Here is a 13,737-nt window from a genome sequence, read left to right as displayed (position 1 = left end):
CGTTGATAATTTACCTAGCCTATTCTCGGCGTGTATTAACATTCATCACCGATATATGATCGACGTATGGCCACCTAACAATAAGAGCGCTACGAAATGAATCTGAGCAAGGTCGACCTCAACCTGTTTATCGTCTTTGACGCGATCTACACCGAAGCCAACCTGACCCGCGCCGGGCAGATTGTCGGCATCACCCAGCCGGCGGTGTCCAACGCTCTGGCACGCCTGCGCGAGACCTTCAACGACCCGCTGTTCGTGCGCACCGCCCAAGGCATGGTGCCCACGCCGATGGCGCAGAACATCATCGGCCCGGTGCGCAATGCGTTGTCGTTGCTGCGGGTGTCGGTGCAGGAAAGCCGCATCTTCAACCCGCAACAGGCGGCCAAGACCTACCGCATCAGCATGACCGACCTCACCGAAGCGGTGATCCTGCCGCTGCTGTTTCAGCGTCTGCGCCGCCTGGCGCCTACCGTGGTGATCGAGAGTTTCCTGTCCAAACGCCGCGAAACCACCAAGGAACTGGCCGCCGGGCGCCTGGACTTTGCCGTGGACGCGCCGCTCAACACCGATCCGCAGGTGCGACACGTCAAGCTGATGGAAGACCGCTACGTGTGCGCCATGCGCAAGGGTCATCCGCTGGCGGGCAAGGACAAGCTGACCCTGGATGATTACCTGGGGCTGACCCACATCCATATCTCCAGCCGGCGCAACGGTCTGGGCCATGTGGACCTGGCACTGGGCAAGATGGGCCTGCAGCGCAAGATCGCTCTGCGTTCCCAGCACTACCTGATGGCCTCGCAGGTGCTGCAGCAGACCGACATGGTGATGACCGTGCCCGAGCGCTTCGCCCGCCGCCACGAACTGCATTGGTTCAACCTGCCGGTCAACGACGTGCCGCCGGTGGAAACCCATTTGTATTGGCACGAAAGCACCGACCAGGACCCGGCCAACCGCTGGATGCGTGAGCAGATGATCGAGTTGTGCCAGCAGGTCACGGCGCACGAAAAGAAGCTCGACAAGCAACAACCCTAAGGCTAGCGCCTACAGGGTTGAGCTTGACGCTTACGTCAACCTGCCATTAGCTTAGCGCCAAGACCTTCTTGAGCGCCGCCATGAGCACTACCTACAGCATCTCCGACCTCGCCCGCGAGCTCGACATCACCACCCGCGCCATTCGCTTCTACGAGGAACAAGGCCTGCTGGCTCCGGAACGCCGGGGCCAGGAGCGCATCTACTCGGCGCGGGACAAGGTCAGCCTCAAGCTGATCCTGCGCGGCAAACGGATCGGTTTTTCCCTGGCGGAATGCCGTGAGTTGATCGAACTCTACGACCCCACCAGCGGCAACCATGTGCAACTCAACAGCATGCTCGCAAAAATTGCCGAGCGCCGTGAACAGCTGGAACAGCAACTGCTGGACATCGAACAGATGAAGCTGGAACTGGACACCGCCGAAGAACGCTGCACCCAGGCCCTGGCCCACACCATGCGCCAGGCCGGCCATTGATCAGAAGGTAACTGCCATGTCACTCCCCTCACACGTCCGCCTGGTGGAAGTCGGCCCACGCGACGGTCTGCAAAACGAAGCCCAGCCCATCAGCGTGTCGGACAAGGTCCGGTTGGTGGACGCCCTCAGCGCGGCGGGCCTGAGTTATATCGAAGTCGGCAGTTTTGTATCGCCCAAGTGGGTCCCGCAGATGGCCGGTTCCGCCGAGGTCTTCGCGCAGATCCAGCGCAAGCCTGGCGTGACCTATGGTGCCCTGGCGCCGAACCTGCGCGGTTTCGAGGACGCAGTGTCGGCCGGCGTGAAGGAAGTGGCGGTGTTTGCGGCGGCATCCGAGGCGTTTTCCCAGCGCAATATCAACTGTTCCATCAGCGAAAGCCTGGAGCGCTTCGCGCCGATCATGGCGGCGGCCAAGCAGAATGGGGTCAGCGTGCGGGGTTATGTCTCGTGCGTGCTGGGTTGTCCCTATGAAGGTCAGATCGCGCCAGAGCAAGTGGCGGCGGTCGCACGGGAGTTGTATGCCATGGGCTGCTACGAGGTGTCCCTCGGCGACACCATCGGCACCGGCACAGCGGGCGCCACGCGTCGCCTGTTCGAGGTGGTCGGTGCGCAGGTGCCACGGGACAAGCTGGCGGGGCACTTCCATGACACCTATGGACAGGCCATCGCGAACATCTACGCCAGCCTGCTGGAAGGGATTTCGGTGTTCGACAGCTCTATCGCGGGCCTCGGCGGCTGCCCTTACGCCAAAGGTGCCAGCGGTAACGTCGCCACCGAAGATGTGGTGTACCTGCTCAATGGCCTGGGTATCGAGACCGGTATCGACCTGGAGGCCTTGATCGGCGCGGGCCAGCAAATCAGCAGCGTGCTGGGTAGGCCTACCGGGTCGCGCGTGGCGAAGGCGCGTAACGCCGGTTGAGTAGCTTAGCGGTAAGAATGTGTTACCGCCCTGCTACACATCGAGTAACACGGGAACATATTTTGTCGTATTTGCCGTAGGCCAATCCCTACATAAAAATTATGTTATTGATTTTAAAGCATTTTTAAAAGTTGGCACGGCTTCTGCTATCTCTATGGCATAACAAGAATAAAAAGCGCCAAACCTAATAAAAATAAGACGAAACGACTCTGACATAACAAAAACAACACGGCAGAGACGCAGCTAACAGATTTTTTTGGAGAAGATGTGCTTCGCAGGGTACGGCATGCCGAAACCCGCAACCGGTTAGAGAAAAATAAAACTACCTCAGGTAGCTACCCACTGGTTGGATCGATAACGAAGAAGCAGATCAGCGTTCAAAAAAATACGTTTGCTCTTGACCCCGCATGGGGGTCGCCAAAAACAGCGGTAAAGGGTAACGGTTGCCAAAAACAACAATAGACCGCCCCTCAATAATAAAAAAAGAGCACGCAACGACAAATTAAAGGGGACCCTCGGGTCCCCTTTGTGCTTTCTGGGAATTGATAAACCCTGGCCTGGCACGCGTCAAAAAATGCAGGAGCGGGCTTGCTCGCGAATGCGGTGGTTCAGTCGATACAGGTGGCGACTGAGGCACCCTATTCGCAGCAAGTCCGCTCCACATTGGTAATGCGTCATTAGCTAGAGCGCGTTCTTCAGCTCTTGTATTGAGATCTCGCGCATGCGGAATTTCTGGATCTTGCCCGTTACCGTCATCGGGAACTCCTCCACGAACTTGAAATGCTTGGGCGTCTTGAAGTGCGCAATGCGGCCCTTGCACCAGGTTTGCAGCTCAAGCTCATTGGCCACATGGCCTGGATGGAACTTGACCCAGGCGACGATGGCTTCACCGTAACGCTCATCCGGAATGCCGATGACCTGCACATCCGCCACTGCCGGGTGGGTGAAGAAAAACTCCTCCAGCTCACGCGGGTACACGTTCTCGCCACCACGGATGATCATGTCCTTGTTGCGCCCGGCAATGCACACGTAGCCATGGGCGTCCATGCTCGCCAGGTCGCCGGTGTGCATCCAGCCAGCGTCGTCGATGGCCTCGCGGGTGGCATCGGGGTTGTTCCAGTAGCCAAGCATCACGCTGTAGCCACGGGTGCACAACTCGCCGATCTCGCCTCGCGCCACCGTATTGCCGTCGGCATCGATAATCTTGTTTTCCAACTGCGGCTGGGTGCGCCCGACCGTGGTCACGCGGCGCTCCAGGTCATCATCCGCCCCCGTCTGCAAGGACACCGGACTGGTTTCCGTCATGCCGTAGGCAATCTGCACCTCGCTCATGTGCATCTCGCTGATCACCCGGCGCATCACTTCGATGGGGCACGTGGCGCCGGCCATGATGCCGGTGCGCAGGCTGGACAAGTCAAAGCCGCCCAGCTGTGGATGATCGAGCATAGCGATGAACATGGTGGGCACGCCGTACAGGCCGGTGGCGTGCTCTTCGGCGACGGCGGTGAGCGTCAGCAGCGGGTCGAAGCCGTCATTGGGATAGATCATGGTGGTGCCATGGGTGATGCAGCCCAGGTTACCCATGACCATGCCGAAGCAGTGATACAGCGGTACCGGGATCACCAGGCGGTCTTGCGCGGTCAGGCCCAGGCTTTCGCCGACCAAGTAACCGTTATTGAGGATGTTGTGGTGACTGAGGGTGGCGCCTTTGGGAAAACCGGTGGTGCCGGAGGTGTACTGGATATTCACCGCCTGGTCGAAGTGCAGGCTGGCCTGGCGGCTGTGCAACTGTTCGAGCGGGATGCCTGTCCCGAGCGCGGCCAATTGCGCCCAGGGCAGGAATCCCGGGGGCGGGCTGGGGTCTAGGCTGATCATGCCGCGCAGATCGGGGTTCAGTGCCTGCAGCATCGCGTGGTAGTCGGAGGTCTTGAATGACCCGGCGCACACCAGCCACTGGCAGCCGGACTGCTTGAGCACGTATTCCAGTTCACTGCTGCGGTACGCCGGGTTGATATTGACCAGGATCACGCCGAGCTTGGCGCTGGCGATCTGGCTGATGCACCACTCGGCGCAATTGGGTGCCCAGATACCCAGGCGGTCGCCGGTCTGCATACCCAGGGCGAGAAAGGCACGGGCGTGCAAATCGACCGTTTCGGCCAATTGCCGCCAGGTGTAACGACGCTGCTGGTGTCGCACCACTAGGGCCTCGCCATCGGGGAATTGCGCGACGGTGCGATCAAAGGCTTGGCCAATCGTCATGGCCAGCAAGGTCTTGTCCTGGGAGCCACGGCTGTAGCTCTGGTTCGGTTGATCCATAACGACCCCTGTTTGTCTTTTTTGTAGGTTGACGTAAACGTAAACTACGATTGACACCGCCGTAACGCAAGTTTACGTTAACGTAAAGGTGAGCGCCCTCCCCTGGCGCGCCCTCCACACAAAAACAAAGCTCACATTAAGGTGCCTGTCCATGAGTTACCCGTCCCTGAACTTCGCCCTCGGTGAAACCATCGACATGCTGCGCGACCAGGTGCAGTCCTTCGTGAGCAAGGAAGTCGCGCCGCGCGCGGCACAGATCGACCGTGACAACCTGTTCCCCGCCGACCTGTGGCAGAAATTCGGCGACATGGGCCTGTTGGGCATCACCGTCCCGGAAGAATACGGCGGCGCCGGCCTGGGCTACCTGGCCCACGTGGTGGCGATGGAAGAGATCAGCCGGGGTTCGGCGTCGGTGGCGTTGTCCTACGGCGCGCATTCCAACCTGTGTGTGAATCAGATCAACCGTAACGGCAACCACGAACAGAAACTCAAGTACCTGCCCAAACTCATCAGCGGCGAACACGTCGGCGCCCTGGCCATGAGCGAGCCTAATGCCGGCTCCGATGTGGTCTCGATGAAACTGCGCGCCGACAAACGCGGCGACCATTACGTGCTCAACGGCAGCAAGACCTGGATCACCAACGGCCCCGACGCCAGCACCTATGTGATCTACGCCAAGACTGACCTGGAAAAGGGTCCGCACGGCATCACCGCCTTTATCGTCGAGCGCGACTGGAAAGGCTTCAGCCGCAGTAACAAGTTCGACAAGCTGGGCATGCGCGGCTCCAACACCTGCGAGCTGTTTTTCGATGACGTGGAAGTGCCGGAGGAAAACATCCTCGGCACGCTCAATGGCGGCGTCAAAGTGCTGATGAGCGGCCTGGACTACGAACGCGTGGTGCTGTCCGGCGGCCCTACCGGGATCATGCAGGCGTGCATGGACCTGATCGTGCCCTACATCCACGACCGCAAGCAGTTCGGCCAGAGCATCGGCGAATTCCAGCTGATCCAGGGCAAGGTTGCCGACATGTACACCCAACTCAACGCAAGCCGTGCCTACCTCTACGCAGTGGCCCAGGCCTGCGAGCGCGGCGAGACCACGCGCAAGGATGCGGCCGGGGTGATCCTCTACAGCGCCGAGCGCGCCACGCAAATGGCCCTCGATGCGATTCAGATCCTCGGTGGCAATGGCTATATCAACGAATTCCCGGCCGGGCGCCTGTTGCGCGACGCCAAGCTGTATGAGATCGGCGCCGGCACCAGTGAAATCCGCCGGATGCTGATCGGTCGCGAACTCTTCAACGAAACCCGCTGAAGGAGCGCACCATGGCCACCTTGCATACCCAACTCAACCCGCGCTCGGCGGAGTTTGCCGCCAACAGCGCGGCGATGCGCCAACAGGTCGACGCCCTGCACAGCCTGCTTGCCCACGTGCAACAAGGCGGCGGCGCCAAGGCCCAGGAGCGGCACACCTCACGCGGCAAACTGTTGCCTCGTGAACGTATCAATCGGTTGCTCGATCCCGGCTCGCCGTTTCTTGAACTCAGCCAATTGGCCGCCCATCAGGTGTATGGCGAGGACGTACCCGCCGCCGGAGTGATTGCCGGGATCGGCCGGGTGGAAGGCGTCGAATGCATGATTGTCGCCAACGATGCGACGGTGAAAGGCGGCTCCTACTACCCGCTCACCGTGAAAAAACACCTGCGCGCCCAGACCATCGCTGAGCAGAACCGCCTGCCATGCATCTACCTGGTCGACTCCGGCGGCGCCAATCTGCCGCGTCAGGACGAGGTGTTCCCCGACCGCGAGCACTTCGGGCGGATCTTCTTCAACCAGGCCAACATGAGTGCACAGGGCATTCCGCAGATTGCGGTGGTGATGGGCTCGTGCACCGCCGGTGGCGCCTACGTGCCGGCCATGGCGGATGAAGCGATCATGGTGCGCCAGCAAGCCACCATCTTCCTCGCCGGGCCGCCACTGGTGAAAGCCGCGACCGGTGAAGTCGTGAGTGCCGAAGACCTCGGCGGTGCCGATGTGCACTGCAAGATCTCCGGCGTGGCCGATCACTATGCCGACAGCGATGAACACGCGCTGGCGCTGGCCCGGCGCAGCGTGGCCAACCTCAATTGGCGCAAACAGGGCGGGTTGCTGCAACGTACGCCCGTGGCGCCGCTTTACAGCAGCGAAGAGCTGTACGGCGTGATCCCCGCCGACGCCAAGCAACCCTTTGATGTGCGCGAAGTGATCGCGCGGCTGGTGGACGGTTCGGTGTTCGATGAGTTCAAGGCGCTGTTTGGCACCACGCTGGTATGCGGCTTTGCGCACTTGCACGGCTACCCGATTGCGATCCTGGCCAACAACGGCATCCTGTTTGCCGAAGCCGCGCAAAAAGGCGCGCACTTTATCGAGTTGGCGTGCCAGCGCGGGATTCCCCTGCTGTTCCTGCAGAACATCACCGGCTTCATGGTCGGCCAGAAATACGAAGCCGGTGGCATCGCCAAGCACGGCGCCAAGCTGGTCACCGCAGTGGCCTGCGCCAAGGTGCCAAAGTTCACCGTGATCATCGGCGGCAGCTTTGGCGCCGGTAACTACGGCATGTGTGGCCGCGCCTATGACCCACGCTTCTTGTGGATGTGGCCGAATGCACGCATTGGCGTGATGGGCGCCGAACAGGCCGCCGGCGTGCTGGTGCAGGTCAAGCGTGAGCAGGCTGAGCGCGTCGGCGTGGGTTTCAGCGCCGAAGAAGAAGCCGCGATCAAGCAGCCGATCCTCGACCAGTACGAAACCCAGGGCCACCCCTACTATTCCAGCGCACGCCTGTGGGACGACGGTGTGATTGACCCGCTGCAGACCCGAGACGTGCTGGCCCTGGCCTTGTCCGCTTCGCTGAATGCCCCCATCGAGCCGAGCCGCTTCGGCGTGTTCCGCATGTAACCTGCAGGAGCGAGCTTGCTCGCACCTACAGGAGACCTCTTATCATCATGGAGCTCCCTGCATGAGCGATTTCAATACCCTCGAACTGATCACCGACCGTCGTGGCTTTGCCACGCTGTGGCTCAGTCGCGAAGCCAAGAACAACGCGTTCAACGCCGAAATGATCCGCGAACTGATCATCGCCCTCGACCAGGTGCAAGGTGATTCATCATTGCGTTTTCTGGTGCTGCGCGGGCGCGGCAAACACTTCAGTGCCGGGGCCGACCTGGCCTGGATGCAGCAATCCGCCGAGCTGGATTACCACACCAACCTGGACGATGCGCGCGAACTGGCGGAGTTGATGTACAACCTGGCCAAGCTGAAGATTCCCACCCTCGCGGTGGTGCAAGGCGCGGCCTATGGCGGTGCGCTGGGGTTGATCAGTTGCTGCGACATGGCGATTGGCGCCGACGATGCGCAGTTCTGCCTGTCGGAAGTGCGTATCGGCCTCGCACCGGCGGTGATCAGCCCGTTCGTGGTACAGGCCATCGGCGAGCGTGCAGCACGGCGCTATGCGCTGACCGCTGAGCGCTTTGGCGGCCAGCGGGCACGGGAGATCGGTTTGTTGGCGGAAAGCTATCCAGTCGACGAACTGGATCAACAAGTCGAGCAATGGATCGCCAACCTGCTGCAGAACAGCCCGGCGGCAATGCGCGCCAGCAAGGACCTGCTGCGCGAAGTGGGCCACGGCGCCCTCACCCCGGCCCTGCGCCGCTATTGCGAAAATGCCATTGCGCGCATACGTGTCAGCCCTGAAGGCCAGGAAGGCCTGCGTGCCTTCCTGCAAAAACGTCCACCCAGCTGGCAATCCCAGGAGCCGCGTTCATGAGCACGTTGACAACTCTGCTGGTGGCCAACCGTGGCGAGATTGCTTGCCGGGTAATGCGCACCGCCAAGGCCATGGGCCTGACCACCGTGGCGGTGCACAGCGCCATCGACCGCGATGCGCGCCACAGCCGTGAAGCGGATATCCGTGTCGACCTGGGCGGCAGCAAGGCCACTGATAGCTACCTGCAAATCGACAAACTGATCGCCGCAGCCCAGGCCAGCGGCGCCCAGGCGATTCATCCGGGTTACGGCTTTTTGTCGGAGAACGCCGGTTTTGCCCGCGCGATTGAAGCGGCTGGTTTGATCTTCCTCGGCCCGCCCGCCTCAGCCATCGACGCCATGGGCAGCAAATCGGCCGCCAAAGCACTGATGGAAACCGCCGGCGTACCCCTGGTGCCGGGTTACCACGGCGAAGCCCAAGACCTGGAAACCTTCCGCGCAGCCTGCGAGCGCATCGGCTACCCCGTGCTGCTCAAGGCCACGGCCGGTGGTGGCGGCAAGGGCATGAAGGTGGTCGAGGATGTCAGCCAGTTGGCCGAGGCCCTGGCCTCGGCACAGCGCGAGGCGCTGTCGTCCTTCGGCAACGGGCAGATGTTGGTGGAAAAGTACCTGCTCAAGCCACGTCACGTGGAGATCCAGGTGTTTGCCGATCAGCACGGGCATTGCCTGTATCTCAATGAGCGAGACTGCTCGATCCAGCGTCGCCACCAGAAGGTCGTCGAAGAAGCCCCGGCACCGGGATTGAGTGTTGAACAACGCAAGGCCATGGGCGAAGCCGCCGTACGCGCGGCCCAGGCCATCGGCTATGTCGGCGCAGGCACCGTGGAGTTCTTGCTGGACGCGCGTGGCGGATTCTTCTTTATGGAGATGAACACGCGCCTGCAGGTGGAGCACCCGGTGACCGAGGCGATCACCGGCCTGGACTTGGTGGCCTGGCAGATCCGTGTCGCCCAGGGCGAGGCGTTGCCGATCACTCAAGAGCAAGTGCCGCTGATGGGCCATGCAATCGAAGTGAGGCTGTATGCCGAAGACCCGACCAATGACTTCCTGCCCGCCACCGGACGCCTGGCGCTGTACCGCGAATCCGCACCGGGGCCGGGGCGTCGTGTAGACAGCGGTGTCGAACAAGGCGACAGCGTGTCGCCATTCTACGATCCCATGCTCGGCAAGCTGATTGCCTGGGGCGAAGACCGTGAGCAGGCGCGATTGCGGTTGCTGGCCATGCTGGATGAGTTTGCCATCGGCGGACTCAAGACCAACCTGGGCTTTTTGCGGCGCATTATCGGGCATCCAGCGTTTGCGGCAGCCGAATTGGATACCGGGTTTATTCCGCGCTATCAGGAGGAGTTGCTGCCGGCCCCAGGGGACTTGAGTGATGAATTCTGGCAGGCGGCCGGATCGGCATTCATACAGAGTTTGCCGCCGGAAGATGGGCCTTGGGGGGATAAGCGCGGATTTCGTGCTGGGTTACCTGCCGAGGTGTCGTTGCACTTGAGCTGCACTGGCCAGGATCGATTGGTGACGCTGGCCGCGGATGCGCCGCCATTGCGCGGCGAGCAGCTGCTGATCGAGCGACAGGGCGTGCGTCGCAGCCACCTGGCAGTGCGCAGCGAAGGCAGTGTGTTTTTGCGCTGGGACGGCGAGATGCACGGCGTGACGCTGTTCGACCCGATTGCGGCCGTTGAGGCCAACCAGTCGCACCAGGGCGGCCTGACAGCACCGATGAACGGCAGCATCGTGCGTGTGCTGGTGGAGGTGGGCCAACACGTCGACGCCGGCACGCAACTGGTGGTGCTGGAGGCCATGAAGATGGAGCACAGCATTCGCGCGCCCCAGACTGGAGTGGTCAAGGCGTTGTTCTGCCAGGAAGGTGAAATGGTTGCAGAAGGTTGCGCGCTGGTGGAACTCGAACCGGCCGGTTAGAACTTTGCCATGGCCTGAACCACGACGCCAAGGATGTGGCAGTCGTCAGTGAAGGGCTGCTTTGGGTAGGTGGGATTGAGCGGCACCAGGTAGAGCTGGCCGCTTTCTTCCAGCAACTGGCGGAAAGTCGCGTGGGGGTTCGCAGCCCCTTGGGCGACCACCAGTTTACCGGGCTCGGCCTTGATGGCCGGGTCGACCAGGATCATCATGCCCGCGCTGACGCTCAGGCCGCTGGGCGCGGTCATGGCGTCGCCTGTGACCGGCAGCCAGAAAGCGTCGCCCTGGGCATGATAATCGCTCAATTCGAAACGGGCCGCGCCATAGGTCGCCCGCTCTTCGCGGACCTCGCACAGCCCTTTCCAATCGCTGACCGGGTAGCGGAAATACGGGTTGTAGTTTTTCTCAGGAAGCGCTTCTTCGGCCCGCTCGCGAATATCCAGCGCAACTTCCAGGTACCCCAGCCCCAGCGCCGTCAGTACCCGGTTCATGTCCGTCAGGTTCGGCGCACGGCGCTTGTTGAGCCAGTGGCCAACGCCGCCCTGGGACATGCCCAGGCGTTCAGCCAATTCACCCTGCGTGACCTTGCGGTCTTCCATGTTGGCCTTGACCAACGCTATCCAGTTATCCATGGAGCTGACAATACGTCATGCAGTGTTCAGGGCAATAAACAGTTTGTAGTAATCCATAAAACGACACAAATACGATACGTACTATCATCGAACATAAGGTTTTCGACACCCACAACAGAGTACCGCCCCTTATGACGACCAGCCCGTATCTGCTACCCGAAACCCCAGAAGAACACGACCTGCACGTGCTACGCAGCAGCGGTGCCGCCCGGCGCGCATTGGACTTTTACTTGAAAGAGGAGATGTCGGCAGCAGCCCCTGACGACGCCCTGTTCGCCATCAAGCCAGGCATCAGCCAGGAGGAAGCCCTGGTGCACGCCTCGGACTTGTTGCGCAGTGCCGCAGCTACGGCCTATGAATCAGCGAACAACCATCAGGGCAATCATCGCGACCTGGCGTTTTCGGTGGTGTATTTGATTGATATGGCGAAGGCGATGGTGGAGCGGTCGTTGCAAGTGCCAGCGGCTCACGCGAACGGATAACAGGCACAGAGAAAAATATTTCTATCTGACGGATAAAAACATTTGACTTGCAAATGATAATGATTATTATTGGACCTAGCTGATCGCGAGATCAGTCGATAGACCAAGGGACCTTAGGTCGGACTCTTGGAATATCTCCTCATCAGGCTAATCACGGTTTTTGACCCGGCTCTTTGGCCGGGTCTTTTTTTTGCCAGTTTCCCTGGCATGGCTTCAGGCTAATGAAGACTGTGTGTTGCTTGATGACGCGCATGGTAGCAAAAGACCATCGTCAAAAGAAAGCCAGTCGACCGCTCTAGCCCAGATCTTTGCGAAATAGCGCTTGAGAATCAATCTCATAGATTCTAAGCTGCTGCGGCGTCAAGGATGACGCCCCCTCCCCCCGTGCAACAATTTTGCATCCAGTCTTTACCGGACTCCTGTGTAATATAGCCGCCACAACACTCATAATCAGGCAACCAGACTATGACCGTGGCCTTGACCTCCATCAAGATCAGCACCGACTTCGACAGTGGCAATATCCAGGTACTGGATGCCCACGATTCCCATCAGTTGTTGCTGGCAATCAAACCCGACACCCGTAGCCAACATTACCAATGGTTCCACTTCAAGGCCGAAGGCATGCACGTGGGCCACACCCACACGTTTCGCCTGAGCAATGCGGGCAAGTCGTCCTACCCGCACGCGTGGAGCGGCTACAACGCCGTGGCCTCCTACGACAATATCAACTGGTTTCGGGTGCCCTCGCGCTTTGATGGGGAAATCCTGCATATCAGCCTTGAGACCCGCGAGAAGCACGCCTGGATTGCCTATTTTGAACCCTACAGCCGTGAGCGCCACGACTGGCTGATCGAGCAGGCCCTGACTCGCGCCGGCACCCAATTGCTGGCGACCGGTAAAAGTGTCGAAGGTCGTGATATCCAACTGCTGCGTCGCGGCAAAGGCGGCAAAGGCCGTCGCAAGGTCTGGATCATCGCCCAACAGCACCCCGGCGAACACATGGCCGAATGGTTTATGGAAGGCATCATCGAACGCCTGCAACAGGACGGTGACGCCGAGCTGAAAAAACTGCTGAAAGTCGCCGACCTGTACCTGGTACCCAATATGAATCCGGACGGGGCGTTCCATGGCCACCTGCGCACCAACGCCGCGGGCCAGGACCTCAACCGTGCGTGGCAAAGCGCCAGCCAGGAGATCAGCCCGGAAGTGTTGTTCGTGCAACAACAGATGGAGAAATACGGCGTAGACCTGTTCCTCGATATCCACGGCGACGAGGAAATCCCCTACGTTTTCACCGCCGGATGCGAAGGCAACCCCGGCTACACGCCGCGCATCGAGACGCTGGAAAAACACTTCCGCAGCCACTTGAGCAGCCTGACCCGCGACTTCCAGACCACCTACGGCTACACCCGCGACCTGCCGGGCGAAGCCAACATGACCCTGGCGTGCAATGCAGTCGGTCAGCAGTACGACTGCCTGTCCCTGACCCTGGAAATGCCCTTCAAGGACAACGACGACGCCCCCAACCTGCTCACCGGTTGGTCAGGTAAACGTTCGATGCAACTGGGCAAGGATGTGTTGAGCAGCGTAGCCGATATCGTCGACGTCTTACGCTAAACCGAGTCGGCGGGCACCCGCCGACAATCCTCGGGCCCCAGCAAGCGCCCATCCGCCGAGCGCAACTCCAGCGCTCGCAGCGGCTCGCCGTTGGCGCGGTCCACCATCACCGAATGCTTCTCCTCTGCCCCATAGAAAAATCCCTCGCCCCACTGCCGCAATCCGATGATTACATGGAACAGGCCTCGACCCTTTTCCGTCAGGGCGTACTCCTGATACGCACTGCCATCCGACGCCGGCACGATCTCCAGCACCCCATGGGCGACCAGGCTGCGCAAGCGCGTGGACAAGATGTTCTTGGCCATTCCGAGGCTGCGCTGAAACTCACCAAAACGGCAAATCCCGTCGAATGCATCGCGAATGATCAGCAGCGACCAGCCATCGCCAATTGCGTCCAACGAGCGCGCCACCGGGCATTCGGCGCTTTCAAAGCGGGTGAGCTTGACCATCGGGCTGCCTGTCGTCGACCAGTTATGTAGTTGCAATATAAAACCAGAATCCTTACCGTACAACGAGTTTCATTTTGAAACCACACAAGGATTATTCGC

Annotated in this window: 12 protein-coding genes; 9 read left to right on the top strand and 3 right to left on the bottom strand. The window is 60.5% G+C overall.

Features of this window, described 5'->3' with window-relative positions; genetic code table 11:
* Positions 1 to 96 precede the first annotated feature (96 nt).
* The 3 genes from AC4PS7_RS16975 to AC4PS7_RS16965 all read left to right on the top strand — a co-directional run bounded on the left by AC4PS7_RS16975 (position 97) and on the right by AC4PS7_RS16965 (position 2,421).
* Entirely contained in the window at positions 97 to 1,032 is a 936-nt protein-coding gene (locus AC4PS7_RS16975; protein WP_010209472.1) for a LysR family transcriptional regulator, read from the top strand.
* Positions 1,033 to 1,112: 80 nt separating this feature from the next.
* The gene (locus AC4PS7_RS16970) at positions 1,113 to 1,505 is read left to right on the top strand and encodes a MerR family transcriptional regulator (protein WP_010209471.1); all 393 of its coding nucleotides are present in this window, start codon (positions 1,113 to 1,115) and stop codon (positions 1,503 to 1,505) included.
* Positions 1,506 to 1,521: 16 nt separating this feature from the next.
* Positions 1,522 to 2,421, top strand: coding sequence for a hydroxymethylglutaryl-CoA lyase (locus tag AC4PS7_RS16965; RefSeq protein ID WP_010209470.1), 900 nt, complete (start codon positions 1,522 to 1,524; stop codon positions 2,419 to 2,421).
* Positions 2,422 to 3,102: 681 nt separating this feature from the next.
* Here the strand turns inward: AC4PS7_RS16965 and AC4PS7_RS16960 are convergent.
* Entirely contained in the window at positions 3,103 to 4,737 is a 1,635-nt protein-coding gene (locus AC4PS7_RS16960) for an AMP-binding protein (protein WP_042572117.1), read from the bottom strand.
* A gap of 151 nt (positions 4,738 to 4,888) precedes the next feature.
* Here AC4PS7_RS16960 and AC4PS7_RS16955 point away from each other — a divergent pair, with 151 nt between their 5' ends.
* The 4 genes from AC4PS7_RS16955 (at position 4,889) to AC4PS7_RS16940 (ending at position 10,461) form a co-directional block, all read left to right on the top strand.
* Positions 4,889 to 6,052: an isovaleryl-CoA dehydrogenase gene (locus AC4PS7_RS16955; protein ID WP_047540818.1), complete on the top strand. Its 1,164-nt coding sequence runs from the start codon at positions 4,889 to 4,891 to the stop codon at positions 6,050 to 6,052.
* Between the two features lie 11 nt (positions 6,053 to 6,063).
* Positions 6,064 to 7,671: a carboxyl transferase domain-containing protein gene (locus AC4PS7_RS16950; protein WP_010209467.1), complete on the top strand. Its 1,608-nt coding sequence runs from the start codon at positions 6,064 to 6,066 to the stop codon at positions 7,669 to 7,671.
* Between the two features lie 61 nt (positions 7,672 to 7,732).
* The gene (locus tag AC4PS7_RS16945; protein WP_010209466.1) at positions 7,733 to 8,539 is read left to right on the top strand and encodes a gamma-carboxygeranoyl-CoA hydratase; all 807 of its coding nucleotides are present in this window, start codon (positions 7,733 to 7,735) and stop codon (positions 8,537 to 8,539) included.
* On the top strand, positions 8,536 to 10,461 hold the full coding sequence (locus AC4PS7_RS16940; protein ID WP_492179631.1) for an acetyl/propionyl/methylcrotonyl-CoA carboxylase subunit alpha: 1,926 nt from the start codon (positions 8,536 to 8,538) through the stop codon (positions 10,459 to 10,461). Before AC4PS7_RS16945 ends, AC4PS7_RS16940 begins: the two co-directional genes overlap by 4 nt.
* Here AC4PS7_RS16940 and AC4PS7_RS16935 read toward each other — a convergent pair.
* Positions 10,458 to 11,090, bottom strand: coding sequence for a LexA family protein (locus tag AC4PS7_RS16935; RefSeq protein WP_492179630.1), 633 nt, complete (start codon positions 11,088 to 11,090; stop codon positions 10,458 to 10,460). The genes AC4PS7_RS16940 and AC4PS7_RS16935 overlap by 4 nt on opposite strands.
* Positions 11,091 to 11,221: 131 nt before the next feature.
* On the opposite strand from AC4PS7_RS16935, the gene AC4PS7_RS16930 reads away from it, so the two are divergent.
* Both AC4PS7_RS16930 and AC4PS7_RS16925 read left to right on the top strand, forming a co-directional pair.
* Positions 11,222 to 11,572, top strand: a complete 351-nt coding sequence (locus AC4PS7_RS16930) for a DUF6124 family protein (RefSeq protein WP_010209462.1) — start codon at positions 11,222 to 11,224, stop codon at positions 11,570 to 11,572.
* A gap of 465 nt (positions 11,573 to 12,037) precedes the next feature.
* The gene (locus AC4PS7_RS16925; RefSeq protein ID WP_021492805.1) at positions 12,038 to 13,189 is read left to right on the top strand and encodes a M14 family metallopeptidase; all 1,152 of its coding nucleotides are present in this window, start codon (positions 12,038 to 12,040) and stop codon (positions 13,187 to 13,189) included.
* Here AC4PS7_RS16925 and AC4PS7_RS16920 read toward each other — a convergent pair.
* Entirely contained in the window at positions 13,186 to 13,638 is a 453-nt protein-coding gene (locus tag AC4PS7_RS16920) for a winged helix-turn-helix transcriptional regulator (protein WP_021492806.1), read from the bottom strand. The genes AC4PS7_RS16925 and AC4PS7_RS16920 overlap by 4 nt on opposite strands.
* Positions 13,639 to 13,737: the final 99 nt, after the last annotated feature.

It is taken from the genome of Pseudomonas sp. DW-iso3 (assembly GCF_058725305.1).
This window is presented reverse-complemented; position numbering and strand designations above follow the sequence as displayed.